At 33.6% G+C, this 16,001-nt stretch carries 16 protein-coding genes; 5 read left to right on the top strand and 11 right to left on the bottom strand.

Annotation, left to right across the window (positions count from 1 at the left end; genetic code table 11):
* Positions 1-10: 10 nt before the first annotated feature.
* The 8 genes from MVE07_RS05115 to hemN form a co-directional block, all read right to left on the bottom strand.
* The gene (locus MVE07_RS05115) at positions 11-436 is read right to left on the bottom strand and encodes a hypothetical protein (protein WP_297454930.1); all 426 of its coding nucleotides are present in this window, start codon (positions 434-436) and stop codon (positions 11-13) included.
* Entirely contained in the window at positions 405-761 is a 357-nt protein-coding gene (locus MVE07_RS05120) for a helix-turn-helix domain-containing protein (RefSeq protein WP_297454933.1), read from the bottom strand. The genes MVE07_RS05115 and MVE07_RS05120 overlap by 32 nt, the downstream gene beginning before the upstream one ends.
* Positions 730-1,104 (bottom strand): type II toxin-antitoxin system RelE/ParE family toxin, encoded by a 375-nt coding sequence (locus MVE07_RS05125; RefSeq protein ID WP_297454935.1) that lies wholly within the window; start codon positions 1,102-1,104, stop codon positions 730-732. The genes MVE07_RS05120 and MVE07_RS05125 overlap by 32 nt, the downstream gene beginning before the upstream one ends.
* A 59-nt stretch (positions 1,105-1,163) precedes the next feature.
* Positions 1,164-3,146 carry an AAA family ATPase gene (locus tag MVE07_RS05130; RefSeq protein ID WP_297454938.1) on the bottom strand — a complete coding sequence of 661 codons (1,983 nt, stop codon included), beginning with the start codon at positions 3,144-3,146 and terminating at the stop codon, positions 1,164-1,166.
* A 116-nt stretch (positions 3,147-3,262) separates the two neighbouring features.
* Complete coding sequence (uvrA, locus tag MVE07_RS05135) at positions 3,263-6,022, bottom strand: excinuclease ABC subunit UvrA (protein WP_297454941.1); 2,760 nt, start codon at positions 6,020-6,022, stop codon at positions 3,263-3,265.
* Between the two features lie 84 nt (positions 6,023-6,106).
* The gene (locus MVE07_RS05140) at positions 6,107-6,313 is read right to left on the bottom strand and encodes a hypothetical protein (RefSeq protein ID WP_297454944.1); all 207 of its coding nucleotides are present in this window, start codon (positions 6,311-6,313) and stop codon (positions 6,107-6,109) included.
* Positions 6,314-6,384: 71 nt separating this feature from the next.
* Positions 6,385-6,903 (bottom strand): YbhB/YbcL family Raf kinase inhibitor-like protein, encoded by a 519-nt coding sequence (locus MVE07_RS05145; RefSeq protein WP_297454947.1) that lies wholly within the window; start codon positions 6,901-6,903, stop codon positions 6,385-6,387.
* A 21-nt stretch (positions 6,904-6,924) separates the two neighbouring features.
* A complete protein-coding gene (gene hemN / locus MVE07_RS05150; protein WP_297454950.1) occupies positions 6,925-8,310 on the bottom strand; it encodes an oxygen-independent coproporphyrinogen III oxidase in 1,386 nt (461 codons plus the stop codon).
* Between the two features lie 306 nt (positions 8,311-8,616).
* Here hemN and MVE07_RS05155 point away from each other — a divergent pair, with 306 nt between their 5' ends.
* From MVE07_RS05155 to MVE07_RS05175, 5 genes are all read left to right on the top strand, one after another.
* On the top strand, positions 8,617-10,164 hold the full coding sequence (locus MVE07_RS05155; protein ID WP_297454953.1) for a cytochrome ubiquinol oxidase subunit I: 1,548 nt from the start codon (positions 8,617-8,619) through the stop codon (positions 10,162-10,164).
* Positions 10,165-10,177: 13 nt separating this feature from the next.
* Entirely contained in the window at positions 10,178-11,212 is a 1,035-nt protein-coding gene (cydB, locus tag MVE07_RS05160; RefSeq protein WP_297454956.1) for a cytochrome d ubiquinol oxidase subunit II, read from the top strand.
* 121 nt (positions 11,213-11,333) lie between these two features.
* A complete protein-coding gene (locus MVE07_RS05165; protein ID WP_297454958.1) occupies positions 11,334-12,242 on the top strand; it encodes a branched-chain amino acid transaminase in 909 nt (302 codons plus the stop codon).
* Positions 12,239-13,252 (top strand): hypothetical protein, encoded by a 1,014-nt coding sequence (locus tag MVE07_RS05170; protein WP_297454961.1) that lies wholly within the window; start codon positions 12,239-12,241, stop codon positions 13,250-13,252. The genes MVE07_RS05165 and MVE07_RS05170 overlap by 4 nt, the downstream gene beginning before the upstream one ends.
* On the top strand, positions 13,249-14,199 hold the full coding sequence (locus MVE07_RS05175) for a hypothetical protein (RefSeq protein ID WP_297454965.1): 951 nt from the start codon (positions 13,249-13,251) through the stop codon (positions 14,197-14,199). Before MVE07_RS05170 ends, MVE07_RS05175 begins: the two co-directional genes overlap by 4 nt.
* Here MVE07_RS05175 and truD read toward each other — a convergent pair.
* From truD to rplQ, 3 genes are read right to left on the bottom strand one after another with little or no spacing between them, the layout of a single operon-like run.
* Complete coding sequence (gene truD, locus MVE07_RS05180) at positions 14,128-15,297, bottom strand: tRNA pseudouridine(13) synthase TruD (protein WP_297454968.1); 1,170 nt, start codon at positions 15,295-15,297, stop codon at positions 14,128-14,130. The genes MVE07_RS05175 and truD overlap by 72 nt on opposite strands.
* Entirely contained in the window at positions 15,297-15,605 is a 309-nt protein-coding gene (locus MVE07_RS05185) for a YggT family protein (RefSeq protein WP_297454971.1), read from the bottom strand. Before MVE07_RS05185 ends, truD begins: the two co-directional genes overlap by 1 nt.
* Before the next feature lie 5 nt (positions 15,606-15,610).
* Positions 15,611-15,988: a 50S ribosomal protein L17 gene (gene rplQ, locus MVE07_RS05190; protein WP_297454973.1), complete on the bottom strand. Its 378-nt coding sequence runs from the start codon at positions 15,986-15,988 to the stop codon at positions 15,611-15,613.
* Between the last annotated feature and the right edge of the window lie 13 nt (positions 15,989-16,001).

The raw sequence follows: 16,001 nt of genomic DNA on the forward strand, positions 1-16,001 counted from the left end.
GTAAAGGGATTTAGGAATTATTATTTTTGTCTTTTAGTTTTTTATCAATAATATCAAGTAGATTAATACTTGGAAGAAGTCTATCTTCAGGACGAAGGTAAGAACATTTTTGAAATATTAAACCTCTAAGAAAACCGTAAATAATTGATAATCCGTTATAAAGCAAAAGCTGTGCTTTCTTCTCAGGAGGCAATCCCTCTTCAAACTCAAAAATTGCCAGAACTTCTGTGTCAACTTTTAGTCTTACTTTTCTATTTCTATTGTTTACTTTAAGATAAAAAATCAGCCCTTCATATTCCTTTTCATCTATATTAACTTTTACAGGTTCAAAGTCTATATCTATATTAAATTTTTTCTCACCTTTTATATTTTCATCAAGATTTAGCCTTATAATCTGTATATCCTTAAGCTGCAATGGAGAAAGTTTTGCTTTCATCTTCTTTTCCTTTTTTGACTAGTTTTAGAAGTTCTTTGTTAGGTGCCACCCTGTATTCTTCTTTTTCCCTATCAATTATTTTTATGCCAGCATCAACCTCTAATGCTGACAAAATTTTGGCTACAGTTTTAAGGGATATGTTTTGTCCGCTGAAAATCTTGGTAATGTATGCAGGAGATACTCCCATTTTTTCTGCAAGCTGTTTTTTGTTCAGACCTTTATCAAGCATAAGTTGTTTAAGGTAATATGAAAGGTCAAGCATTAAACCGTGGTATATAGCTTCTTCATCGTATTTATATTCCTCTAACCAAGCTTTCAAACTCATTTTTTACCTCCTGTGCAATTTCGCAAGCTCTTTCAATATCAGCTCGCTTTTGTTTTGACATATTCTTCTGAACTTTCCAAAAATGGAGAATTAAAATATTATTTCCTTGCTTATAGCATGCCAGTCTATAAGGTTTAACTTTTAGTTCAAATAAATTCTCACATCCTTTTATGCTTTCCCAAAGTTCAGGTTTATTAGGTATCCTTTCTGCCAATCTTCCAATGCTAATTTTTATCTTCTTAACTGCTGTTTTGTCTTTCAACCTATCAATATCTCTTTTTACTGTATCCAGGATATACAGCCTGAAAACTTTCTCATCGGTAATAAGTAAAATTTCAGCCATTATTTAACCTATAAGTTAAATTTATTGTAAATTAATTTTTGTGCAATGGCAAGTTAAATTTATACCTTTTTAAACAACTCATTTAAGATATTTAAAAATTCCTCTTCAAATATATCTGAAAAGTTTTTATTATCTTCTATCAAATATTTTCTTAATTTGATAACCGATTCAAAAGTAAATTTTCTATCTTCTAAAATATTTTTATATTCTTCTTTAAACATATCTTCTATTTCACCAGATAGTATAAAAATATTAGCCTTTTTCTTTAATTCCTTGATAGCCCCAATTATAAAGGCTTTATATTTGTCTTTATTTTTATCATTAATACTATCTATATCTTTAAGCTTCTTTGCTTCTTTCTTAAAATTTATGAAATTTTCTTCATTTAAATGAACATTTATCAGTTTTTCCAAATATTTATATTTAGAATTCAGCTTATTTTTTAAATATTCTCTTAACTTCTCGTTTCCTAAAAGTCCTCTTAACAAGTAATCAAAATCAGCTAAGATAAAAAACTCTATTCCTAGATTTTTACAAATGTTCACAAAATTTATAAAATCCTTTTTGCCTATTGCAGATATTACACTTATATTTTTTTCATCTAACATAGAACCTTCCTTAAGATTGTCATAAAATTTAATAATATATTTCTCATAGCCTTCAGTTAAAATTACTTTTTTAGCAAAAAATAATTCAGTATTTTCTTCCCTAATCAAAAGATTTTTAAAATCTTCATTTATTTCTACATATCTCGCTTGTGTTCCATTTTCTTCATCTTTCCAAACTCTGAAAATTCTTGGATTATGAATGTTTTCATCTTTAACGAAAACAGGATTATGAGTTGTCAGTATAACCTGATGTTCAATATTGTTTTCATTATCATTTATAAAATAATTTATTTTTTTGTTTATAACTCTACAGGCATGGGGATGAAGATAAATCTCAGGTTCCTCTAAACACAGCAAAGAATTTGAAACTGCATTTTTTCTTACAAAATATGTAAATAAGCTTATTACTATCGCACTTTGAATACCTGCTCCTTTTTCGTTTATAGGGGCAGTAAATCCATCATCAACATATATTTTTATATTTTTACTGATATCTATTTCATCATCCATAAAAGAAAAAATTAATTTTGCTCCATCAAATCCAGAAACTAAAGATGTCTTCTCTATTTCATTTTTTAGCTCCTCAAAAATTTTGTTAGCATTTTCCTTTATTATTCTTCTTGCATTTTCTAATTCTTTAAAAGGATTTTCTGTTTCTTGAATATCCTCTTTTTTTTCTTTTATAAGATTTTTAATCAGTTTCCCATACCAGTTCCAATTGGTTGGCTTTAATTGATATTCTGGGTCTCTAAATGGAGGAATTATTGCACTGATTAGAATTTCATTCCTAATAAAAGCCCTATTACACAAATACCACTTTTCTTTTTCTTTCTCTTTCTCTTTTTTTACTAAAATTAATCTAAAATCTTTTTCAATTTCGTTATTTTCGTTTCTTTTTGCTCTAAAAATATAAATAAATCTATCAATCGATTCCAAAAAAGTTTTTAAATTATCTAATTCATTATCATTTATATTCTTGAATTTAATATATTTCTTTGTTCCTTCCTCTATATCGTCAATATTAGATGCCCAGCTTAAAGAATTTCCCTCAAAATCTATACCAAAAGCTTCTTCTATAAAATCTTCAAAACTGTAATTCTCATAATAATCTTTTAAACTATTTTTTAAAGTTATACTGCTTCCTGAAGAAGTATTTTTTAGAATTTCAAAATTTAATCTTGAGCTTTCTTTTTTAGAAATTTCTCCAATAATAAACAATTCATTCTCTTGTCCATTAAAAAAATCTCTCTCTGAGATATTTTCATATTTTTTATAATCGGGTGTTTGTTCTCCAAGAATAATATTAAGAGCTTTTATTATATTACTCTTACCAGCATTGTTATGTCCTATAATTACATTTTTTGTTGGAGAAAATTCCAAATCCAAAAACTTTATGCTTCTGTAATTAGAAATTATAAGTCTGGATAGATACATTTCCTCCTAACCCTCCTAAACCTCTAAAATAAATCTTAAATTTTTATGTTCTTCTTTATTTGTTTTATGAAAACAGATTTTAAAAATATTTTAAGTTATTTTGCTATATTTTTCATTTATACTCTTACCCTTTCCTGTAGATATTTCTTCAAAAATCTTCCTGTGTGGGAGTTTGGGTTGTTTGCGACTTGTTCCGGCGTTCCTATGGCTACAATTTGGCCGCCTCTTTCTCCACCTTCAGGTCCCAAATCTATTATCCAGTCTGCATTTTTTATAACATCAAGATTATGTTCTATTACTACAACGGTATTCCCTTTTTCCACCAGTTTGTTTAAAACTCTTATCAGTTTTTCAACATCGTGGGAATGTAGTCCTGTTGTAGGCTCATCAAGAAGGTAAAGGGTTCTTCCTGTGTCTCTTTTTGAAAGCTCTCTTGTCAGTTTTATCCTCTGAGCCTCTCCACCAGACAGGGTTGTCGCAGGCTGCCCAAGTTTTATGTAGTCAAGACCAACATCATATAAAACCTGTAGTTTGTTTCTGATTGAAGGGACATTCTGGAAAAACTCAAGGGCTTCTGCAACAGTCATATCAAGAACATCCGCTATATTTTTTCCTTTGTATTCAACGGCAAGGGTTTCTTTGTTGTATCTTTTTCCCTGACATACCTCACAGGTCACATAAACATCAGGTAAGAAATGCATTTCTATTTTTACAACGCCGTCCCCTTTGCATGCTTCACATCTACCACCTTTTACATTGAAAGAAAACCTTCCCGGTGTGTATCCCCTTATCTTTGCTTCCGGTGTTGCAGCAAAAAGGGCTCTTATATTGTCAAAAACTTTTGTATATGTAGCAGGGTTTGAACGGGGTGTTCTGCCTATTGGGGATTGGTCAACATTTATAACCTTGTCTATGTGCTCCCAGCCTTCTATTTTTTCATGTTTTCCTACATATTCATTCCTGTGGTGAAATCTGTTTTTAGCAGCCTGCCAGAGGATATCGTAAATAAGAGTAGATTTTCCGCTACCTGAGACTCCTGTAATGGCAACAAATAGTCCAAGGGGTATTTCTACATCTATATTTTTCAGGTTGTGCTCTGATGCTCCTCTGATGACAAGCTTTTTATCTGGGTCTGGAGTTCTTCTTTTTTCTGGAACTGGAATAGTCAGTTTTCCGCTTAGATACTTACCTGTCAAGGAATTTTCATTTTCCATTATTTCTTGCGGTGTTCCCATTGCTACCACTTCACCACCATAAACACCGCTACCGGGACCCATATCAATTATAATATCTGCTTCTTCTATTGTTTCCGGGTCGTGTTCTACAACTATTACCGTGTTATCTAAATCCCTTAGCTCTTTAAGTGTATTTATCAGCTTTGCTGTATCCCTTGGATGAAGTCCAATAGATGGCTCATCAAGAACATACAAAACACCGCTTAGTTTTGAACCTATCTGGGTTGCAAGTCTTATTCTTTGTGCTTCTCCTCCTGAAAGGGTTGTTGCTGAACGCTCAAGGGTTAGATAATCAAGCCCTACGTTTAGTAAAAAGCTTAGTCTTTCTTTGATTTCCTTTATGATTTTTTCTGCGATTATCCTGTCTTTCTGGGACATTGGAGAGTTTTCAAACTCTGTGAAGAAATCGTAAGCCTGCTGTATATTCATTCTTACAACATCCCAGATAGATTTTCCGTTTATAAGAACATAAAGGGCTTCTCTCCTCAGTCTTGCCCCGTGGCAGACTGGACAGGTAACCTCTCTGATATATTTTTCAAGCTCTTCCCTCTGCTTTTCGTTATCTATTTCAAGGTATTTTCTTTCAAGATGTGGAATTATCTCAAGTAGAAGATCTTCTTTTACCTCTTCTGGAAGGTCTTTGAATTTTGTGTATTTGTTTATCCCGTGGTAGTAGAGAATATCAAAAATCATTCCTTTTATATATTTGAAATAAAAACTGTCTGTTATCCTGAAAGCCTCTATTACTGACCTGTTATAATCAACGAGAGCATCAACATCTATTTTGTGAATAACTCCTAAGCCTTTACATTCCGGGCAGGCTCCATAAGGACTGTTAAAAGAAAAAAGCCTTGGAGAAAGCTCAGCAATAGAAAATCCATGCTCAGGACAGGCAAATTTTTCACTAAAAATATAATCCTTTCCTTCAGACAGATTGTTTATAACGACAAGTCCATCCCCAAGCTTCAAAGCTTGTTCTATGCTATCAACGAGTCTTGTTCTTATGCCTTCTTTGAGGACTATCCTGTCAACTACTACCTCTATTGTGTGCTTTTTGTTTTTTTCAAGCTTTGGAACATCTTCAACCATATATATTTCCCCATCAACTCTAACACGGGGATATCCCATCCTGTTTATTTTTTCAAAGATATCCTTATACTCTCCTTTTTTGCCTCTTATTATTGGGGCTAATATCTGCAGTTTTGTTCCTTCTGGAAATTTTAGAATTTGGTCTGCTATCTCTTCTGGAGACTGGGATGCAATAAGATTATTACATTCAGGGCAGTGGGGCTTTCCTACCCTTGCAAACAAAAGTCTAAGATAATCATAAATCTCCGTTACTGTTCCAACAGTTGAACGGGGGTTTTTTGAGGTTGTTTTCTGGTCTATGGCTATTGCAGGGGATAGTCCGTCTATGCTGTCAACATCAGGTTTTTCCATAAGACCAAGGAATTGTCTTGCATATGCAGACAAACTTTCAACATATCTTCTTTGCCCTTCTGCGTATATGGTATCAAAAGCCAGAGATGATTTTCCTGACCCTGATGGTCCTGTTATTACAATCAGCTTATTTTTAGGTATCTCAAGGTCTATATTCTTAAGATTATGCTGTCTTGCCCCGTGTATAACAATTTTATCCATGCTCCACCTCTAAAGGAAAGGTAATAAATCTATATAATACAATGAGTTAAAAAATTTGTGCCAGAGGTGGAGCATTTCAAGAGTTTAAAATCCATATCCTCCTTTATACATAATCCAGCCTATTAAAAATATTGTAAAAAGCTGAAGAAGGATAATGGCAATAAGTGTTGGGAAGTTTGATGATTGGGAATACTCCTCAAGGTGTTCAATTTTTAGTGCTTCATCCTGAATTTGTTGGAGTTTTGCTTTGATTTCTTCCAGTTCTTTTTTGATTTCTTTTAATTCTTCCATTCCCATAGCCCTCCTGCAAGTTAATAAACACTAACTTTTATAAGTTATGTCAGGAGGGCTAAAAATCAAGTTTATTTTCTTTTATAAATTCCCATATAAACAGCTTTAGAAAGGATATGTCCCTGTATGGCCTTTAAAACCTGGGATTTTGCGGCTTTAGGAGGAAGATTTACAGATTTCAGGTCAGTTGCATAAAGTTTTATAAAATATCTGTGAGGTTTCCCTGGAGGTGGACATGGACCTCCATATCCTATTCTGCCAAAATCATTAATTCCTTGTTTTATACCATCAACAACAGGTTTTTTAGGAAAGTTTTCAGGTAATTTGTTTACACTTGCAGGAATATCATAAACAACCCAATGAGTAAACGTGCCAAATGGTGCATCAGGGTCATCCATGATTAAAACAAAGCTTTTGGTGTTAGCCGGAGGATGAGCCCATATAATTTCAGGGGAGATATCCTTTCCATCACAGGTGTAAACAATAGGAATAGGCTTACCATAATCAAATGCAGGAGACCGAACAGAAAAATCATTTCCGTAAGACAGACTAAATATTAAAAGAGTCAAAAATACTAAAAATCTAAACATGGCAATCCCCCTCCGGCGTTTTTAAATTGCTTTAGAAAATCTTTTTTCCTTTTTAGCCTTTGTATAAATATCAAATGTAACTGCAATATTTCTGATAAGCAATCTTCCTGCAGGGGTTACATCAATTCTGTCTGGATATATTTTTATAAGACCGTCTTTTTCAAGTTCTTTAAGTTCTTCCATCTCAGATGCAAAGTAGGTATCAAAATCAATTCCATATTTTTCCTCAATCTCCCCTTTGTAAAGCTGGAAGTGGGACATAAGCCTCATTATCACATCTCTACGGATAATATCATCCTGATTTAAAATAACTCCCCTTTCTATTGGAAGTTTTCCTTCATCTATCATTCCATAGTAGTCTTTAAGTTTTTTGTGGTTCTGAGCATAGGCATCATAAAGCATGCTGATAGATGTAGCCCCAAATCCTATAAGCTCAGCTTCTGCATGGGTTGTATATCCCTGAAAGTTTCTGTGGAGTGTTCTTTCCCTTTGAGCTACAGCAAGCTCGTCATCAGGTTTAGCAAAATGATCCATACCGATGAACAAATATCCTGCGTTGGTTAGCTTTTCAATTGTCATTTTGAGGATATCCAGTTTCTCCTGTGGAGGTGGAAGTGCTGACTCATCTATCATTCTTTGAAGTCTTTTCAACCATGGCACATGGGCATAATTAAAGTTTGCTATTCTATCTGGATTGAGTTTTATAACTTTGTCAATGGTTTCTGAGAATGTTTCAAGTGTTTGATAAGGAAGTCCATATATCAGGTCTATATTTACACTCTCAAAACCTGCTTCTCTAATCCAAGACATAACATTAAAAATCATTTCTTCTGGCTGAATTCTGTTTACAGCTTCCTGAACCTTAGGATTAAAATCCTGAATACCGAAGCTCACCCTGTTAAATCCTATTTCCCTCAGTAAAAATATTCTGTCTCTGCTTACATGCCTTGGGTCTATTTCTATAGAGATTTCTGCATTTTCATCAAAATCAAATCTTTTTTTGATTTCATTCATTAATTGAACCGTTTGGTCATCTTCCAGATAGTTAGGAGTTCCACCTCCCCAGTGAAGCTGAACAACTTTTCTGGATTTATCAAGGAGTGAACCCATTATATCCATCTCTTTGTAAACATGCTCCAGATAAGGCTCTACAACTTCTTTTCTTCTGGTAATAATCACATTACAACCGCAAAAATGACATGCTGACTCACAGAAAGGGATATGAAAATATAAAGATAACGGGGTTTTTCGTTCATTGGATTGAATAACCTTTTCCCGCCATTCTTCCTCTGTTAGTTCAGGAGAAAACTCTTGTGCCGTTGGATAACTTGTATATCTTGGAGCCGGTTTTGCATATTTTAAAATAAGGTCTAAGTCAAATTTAACATCTTGGGGATGAAACTTCATTGTTCTGACCTCAAATTTAGTTAAGGAAATTATACTATACATAAATATAGATAGGTGCCATGCTATATCAAATGTTATTTGTCAGGATTTAGCGCAATGTTTATAAATAAAGACTCCAAAATAAAAGTTATAATGAAAGTAAGGCAGCCTCTTAAAAATTAATAATTAAGTAAATCTAAATAAAATCTCCCCCATGTAAAGTTAGTAAGCATTAACTCACTTTTCTATGATAACTATCATATACAGTTAATAGTTATCAGTTCAAATTAGTTAGTATTAACTAACACTATCAGGAGGGTTTACAAGATGGACTTGCTGACATTATCCCGTTTTCAATTCGGGATGACAGCCTTTTATCACTTCCTTTTTGTTCCGCTCACTCTGGGACTTGCCTTTATGATTGCCATTCTCAAAACGCTCTATCTGAAAAACAAAAATAAAAAGTATGACCAGCTGGCAATGTTTCTGATGAAACTGTTTGCCATTAACTTTGCTGTTGGAGTGGCAACAGGTCTTACAATGGAGTTTGAGTTCGGAACAAACTGGTTCCAGTATTCAAAATTTGTAGGTGATATATTTGGTGCTCCACTTGCCCTGGAAGGATTAATGGCATTCTTCCTTGAATCTACATTTATTGGCTTATTCCTGTTTGGTAAAGACAGGATATCTGATAAGATGCACACATTTGCCGCATGGATGGTAGCTCTGGGTAGCACACTTTCTGCACTCTGGATTTTAATTGCAAACTCATGGATGCAAACCCCTGCAGGATACAAAATAGTTGAAAGTCCTCAGGGTATTAAAGCTGTTTTAACTAACTTCTGGGAAGCTGTTGTAAACCATTCAACACTTATCAGATTTCTCCACTGTGTAGATGCCGGATATATTGTTGGTGGATTTTTTGTAATGGGTGTTATGGCTTATTATCTGCTTAAAAATAGACATGTTGAACTGGCAAAAATAGGTCTCAAGTTTGCCCTGATATTTACAGCTATTGTTTCTGTTATTCAAATAGTATTCGGTGATTTACATGGATATGAAGTAACCCAGTATCAGCCTTTAAAAATGGCTATGATGGAGGGTAAATGGCACTCAGAAAAAGGTGCATCCCTTGACTTGATTGGTGTTGTTGATGATGAAAAGCATGAAACAAAGGTAATTATTAAAATTCCTTATCTTCTTAGTATCCTTTCTTATCATGACCCCCATGCAGAGTTTAAAGGAATATTTGATTTAGTTAAGGAATATCAGGAAATAGCTAAAAAATCTCAGGAAAAAGTAAAAACTCTAAAAGAAAAGCTGTCTCAGCTAAAGGCTTCAAACGCTCCTAAAGAAGAAATAGAAAAAGTCAAATCTGAACTTGCTTTAGCTAAAGCAAATGCCAAAGCATACAATATCACCCTTGATGATTTACCATCTGTATCTATGGTGTTTACAACATTTCATATAATGGTTTATCTAGGATTCTTCTTTGCAGCGATTACACTCTGGGGACTGTTCCTGCTTAAAAGAGGAACAATTTACACAAACAAGGCTTTCTTATGGACAGTTCTACTATCTATACCCCTGCCATTTATAGCTACAAACTTCGGTTGGATTGCTGCTGAAGTTGGAAGACAACCATGGCTTGTTCAAGGTGTAATGCTTACAAAGGATGGTGTTTCATTCCATCCAACAGGAAATGTCCTATTTTCAGTAATATTCTTTATGGTGATATACACACTAATCTATATTGTATTTCTGTATGCAATGATTAAAGCGATTAAAAAAGGACCTCAGGAAGAAACTGTTGAACCAACCTCTCCTTCACAATCTCCTGCTACTGTAACAGCATTTTCTAAAACAAAAATGTAAGGAGGGATAAAAAATGCCTGTGGAAATGTTTACAACACTTGAGGGAATATGGTTCCTGCTTGCAGGTGTGTTCCTTGTTGGATATGCATTAACAGATGGATTTGACCTCGGAACAGGAATATTAACAATATTCACCAAAAAAGATGAAAATAGACAAATCTTATACAATGCCGTTGCTCCTGTATGGGATGGAAATGAAGTATGGCTTATAGCCGGGGGTGGAATGCTGTTTGCAGCATTCCCTGTTGTTTATGCTGCTTCTTTTAGTGGATTTTATCTGGCTATTTTGATTGTTCTGTGGGCTTTAATCGGAAGGGCTATAGCCTTTGAATACAGAAACAAAAAAGACAGCCCTGTATGGAAAAACACATGGGACTGGATTTACTGGATAGGTAATTTTGTTCCTGCACTACTTTTCGGTGTTGCTGTTGGAAATGCAGTTATCGGTGTTCCCATTGACCAGCAGGGAGTTTATCATGGTTCGTTTTTTACACTTCTTAGACCTGCACCGCTACTTATGGGTGTAGTTGGTGTGTTTATGTTCCTTATGCATGGAATGGCTTACCTGCTTAGAAAAACAGAAGGAGAAGTGTTTAATCTTGCAAGGAAATTTGCATATATCAGCTTTTTTGGATACATTGGCACACTTATAGTCACAGATTTTCTACTGGTTATCACTGCACCTTATCTTTACTCTAACTACTTCAAATATCCTTTATTCTGGATAGCACCTGCTATGATTGTTATCGGACTTATTCTTTATCTGAAGTATCTCTCAGGCGGGCAGTATAACAAAGTTATCTATGGTTCCACTCTGACAACAATTGGAACAGTTTTGACAATAGCCTTTGCATCTTACCCTGTGCTTATGAGGTCAACAATAAATCCTGAATATAACCTGACAATCTGGAATTCTGCCTCATCCCATATAACACTTACTGTAATGCTGGTATCAACCCTTATATTTATGCCTATTGTGATTTTTTACACAGTGTATGTTTACAGAGTATTCAAAGGAAAAGTATCAGCAGAAGGCGGATACCATTAAAAGCCCGCCTCCATCTTGCCCTCCATAGTCCGCCCTTCTTCTCCATAAGGGGCTTTAAGCCCCTTTTTTATTTTTTCAGTGATAAAATAATATTTAATCCTATTTAGACCGGAGGAAGTAAATGGAATACGTCTATTTTGAAGGAAAAATTGTTCCTGAAGATGAAGCAAAAATCAGTATAAAAACAAACTCTCTCCACTACGGAACAGCAATTTTTGAAGGTATCAGGGCATATTATGATAAAGATACAGACAAAATGTGGGGATTGTTCTTTAAAGAACATTACCAGAGGCTTTTCCAGAATATGAAAGTTCTGAATATGGAAATTGAAGAAAACATTGATGACCTTGTAGAGATAACAAAAGAGCTGATACTGATAAATAAAATAAAATCCGATATCTATATCAGACCTCTGGTATACTTTGCTGACCTGAAAATCAGTCCAAAATTAGTAGGATACACTGCAAAAATAGCCATTTATACATATCCACTGGGAGATTATATAGACATAAATGAAGGAATAAAAGCCATCGTTTCCTCATGGACAAGATTAAACGATAATATGATACCTCCAAGACTGAAGGTTGCAGGTGCTTATGTTAATAGTGCCTTTTCCAAAACAGAGGCTATTTTGGCAGGGGCAGATGAAGCGATAGTCCTAAACAAAAATGGTTATGTGTCTGAAGGTTCTGCAGAGAATATATTTATAGTGAGAAATGGAAAACTGATAACTCCCCCAGTATCAGACGATATTCTTGAGGGAATTACCAGAAACGCAATAATTACAATAGCTAAAGACCTTGGATATGAAGTAATAGAAAGACATATAGCCAGAACAGAACTTTATGTGGCCGATGAGGTATTTTTCTGCGGAACAGGTGCACAGGTTTCTCCTGTAGTTGAGATTGATAACAGAAAAATAGGGGATGGAAAACCAGGAAAAATAACAAAAGAGATACAAAATGTTTATTTTGATGCCGTTAGAGGCAAAATCGAAAAATACAGGGATTGGGTGATACCAATAGAGTGAAACAGGATTTATGGAAAACTGTATTTGAAGAAGTAAAAGGAATAGTGCAGGATATTCCTCTAAAGGAGGAAAAGGTAGAGGGGGATTTTTTTGTTATTGAAAAAGCGGTTGTTTTTTCTGAAGGGAAAAAAATAAAAGCCACTCCAATAAGCTACGGATACAACGGAATAAAAACATTTATAGATGAAATCATTTTTATAGACGAACTGGAACCAGATGTAGTATTTAAAGAAGAATTAAAAGGAAAAATACTTTATATACATAAAATTCCAAAACTCAAATATCTACATTTTCTAAAAAAGATATCTCCGGCTGCAGTTATAACAAATACCCCTGTTGATAAACCTATCTATATAAAAGAATTTCCTATTTTATACATACCATCATTTATACAATCAGGTAGTATTAAAATTCAACTTAAAACCAAGAAAAAAAACTTTAAAACAAAGAATTTTTATTTTGATATAGGAGCAGGACCTTACTTTTTCTATATACATTTTCCCTTTGATTCATTTTTTGATAAAGAAGATAGGGTATATTTTAACGCCTCTTTAAAAACAGCTGTAAATCTAATTAAAAAACTGCTGGAAGTAAAATATCCCCGGGGTTATAGAATACGATTTTTATTTACAGATATGAAATTTATGGATTATTACGGACTGAAACAACATCTGAAAAATGAAAATGACATAATTTCTATATTTCATGTTGAAAATACAGGAATGGGTAATGAAAAATTAATTATCAAAAACATAAATTACTTGCTGGACGATTTTCATTACAAAAAAATACACAGATTATCTAAAAAGGGGAATCAGCCTGTTGACGAGGCTAACTTTTACGGATATTCAACAATAGAAGAGATAGACATTCCGGTAGTATGGTTTACTTCTCAACCGGCAGAGGAGCTTTATAACTTGAAAAAAGATTTTCTAAATGAGAAATTAATATTAAACTTTGTTAATAAAGCCTTTTATTTTATAAATAATCTATATAGGGCAAATATATGAACATATACCAAATAATAATAAGGATTTTAATCTCTGGAGGGGTTTTATTATCGCTATATACAGGTGCTTTTGATTATGCAACTGCACTGGCAGTTTTATCAATAATTTACTTTTTTTCTTATATAATTCTTCCAAAAGGTAAAAACTCAAAATATATGTTTCTGATAATAGATACAATTTTTATATCAATAGCTGTTTATCTAACTGGAAATGCTTATTTATCACTTTTTGTAATCCCTCTTTTTTCAGAATTTGTTAAGGATATAAGGGATATAGGATATTTTTTCCTTTTATCTGCTTCACCCGTTATGATTTCTCTGTATGTTTCTGATTTTTCTGAGCTTACTATTGTTCCAATTTTATTTGCAGGATTAGTAGGTATATACGGACTATATAAAACTTTTATTGAAAAAGACAGCCATTACAAAGAACTGAAACAGGAGATGGAAAATCTATATATCAAAAATATATCTTTTCAGGAAAAAATTGAACAGCTAAGCAAAAAAGAACAGCTTTATCAATCATTGAAAAAATTACGGGATAACAGATTTCCCCTTAAGATATGGATTTATGACCTCAATGAGATTATGGGAACCGATGGCGTTATATTTTTTGATTTTACAGAGCATAAGTGTTACAGCACAGGAAAGGTTGAGTGTAATAAAGATATTCTGAAATACATACAGGAACCGGTTCAGAAAATAAGTAGTCAGGAAATCAATGAGGAAAAAGGTTTTCCACATATTACTGCATCATTTATTGATATAAACGGAGAGCCTGTTGGAGCATTAATATTCTTCTCTTCCTTAAAGGATATTAATCTGAGTGATATTGAGTTTATAAGGGAACAGCTAATTCTTTACTTTTTAGAAAACTCAGGAAAGGAGATTTCTAAGGAGGATAGTGGCATAACTTCCGGTGGGAAGGAAAAAGCTGAGGGTGATTGAGTTTTTTGTTTTTCCTTTTATTTTCAGATTTTCAGGGAAAAAAATTGCCTTTCTAAGACCATCTGTTAAGACCTTTATCCCCGCTACTTCTTTTTCAAAATATTCTGGATGAACATTATTCTCCCATAAAGTCTCTTCTATTATTTCCTGTAAAAGCCTATCCTGTGGTTTGTATTCCTGTGCTGTGTATGAAATTTCCAGATTTTTCAGATATTCTATATCATCAACCTCAAGATAAAAGCTAAGTTTCCAGTTATGAATAAAAGGAACCCTTTTATATGGGTATTTTGCTTCAATATATTTTCTGAGATACTCATTCCAAAGATAAGACTGGAAGGCAAAATTAAACATAAGTCTGATATTCTTAGATAGTATTCTGATTGCTTTTTCAGGTGTAAGCCCTCTTTTTAGACCTAAAATCAGATCTTTTTCATACTGTTCCAGATTTCCTTTTAGATCTTTGTAAAGTCTCTCCCAGTTTCCCCAGTTTTTTATATTTCCCTTTATTGAAAAGTATGTTTTCAGGGCTTTTTCATATTTTTCCTCAAGGAGATATTTAAATATAAAATCATTTCTGCCTTTCACACTGCCAAATCTCTGTTCACCAAAGTAGTTTGCACACCCGTATTTTTTGACAATATCAAGATTTTCATAGATTAGTTTTTTGTGATTTTTTGTTAGATTGGTGACTTTTATGGTGAAATTATTTCCTTTATTATCTCCAAGGTTAATAGGATTGTCTATATAACCAATTTTTTTTATACAAAATCCCTGCTGTTTGTAAAAATCCAGTTTATCTGTTTCTACCAGTCTACCTGCCTTGTTCACAAAACATAAGGAGTCCGGAATATTCAGGTCTAAAGGGAAAGACAAATACTGGGTTGTTATAGCAAATTTATCTTTTAAACCTGCAAAGCCTATCTCTGAAGGTTTTATTTTAAAAAGGCCGGATAAAAATCTAACTACCTGTAAGGTGGATAGGTTTATTTTTTTTAGCTGGTATAACTGGTATTTACCTAAAGGGGATAGTTTATAATCAAAGACTTCTTCTACAATAAAATCAGATGGTTTCTGTTTGATATGCTTTTCAAGGTTCATCAGCCTGCATATCTAAGCCTGATTGCAAGCTCATGGAGAGATGGAACAAGGAAGTATTGAAGGAACATTATTATAAATAGAACTATGATAGGAGCTATATCTATTCCGCCGTATACCGTTGGAATTATTTTTCTAATTCTTCTGTAAACCGGCTCAGTGGCATTATAAAGAAATCGAACTATCGGATTATGTGGGTCTGGGTTAACCCATGACAAAAGGGCTGATATAATTACAATCCACATATAAATAGTTAAGGCGATGTCCAGTATTCTGGACACCGCCTCTATGAAATTTGCCAGTATAAACATTGTTATTATTCTTCTTTACCTGGATATTCAACAAATTCAATTATTGCCATTTCGGCATCGTCGCCTCTTCTTCTTTTGTCAAGCTTGTAGATTCTGGTATACCCGCCATTTCTTTCTTTGAAAAGTGGCGCTATCTCTTTAAAGAGTTTAGTTGCCGCTCTTGTATTGTTTCTCAATCTTGAGTTAAGCAATCTTCTTGCGTGAACTGTTTCTTTTTTAGCAAGTGTAACAAGCTTTTCAACAAAAGGTCTCAGGGCTTTTGCCTTAGGAAGAGTTGTTTCAATTCTTCCGTGTTCAATCAATGCTGTAGCAAGGTTTACCATTAACGCTTCTCTGTGTTCCTTTTTTCTATGGAAGCTTTTTGTTTTTACTCTATGTCTCATTTATTCCTACCTC

It is taken from the genome of Persephonella sp. (assembly GCF_027023985.1).
In the GTDB taxonomy this organism is placed as follows: domain Bacteria; phylum Aquificota; class Aquificia; order Aquificales; family Hydrogenothermaceae; genus Persephonella_A.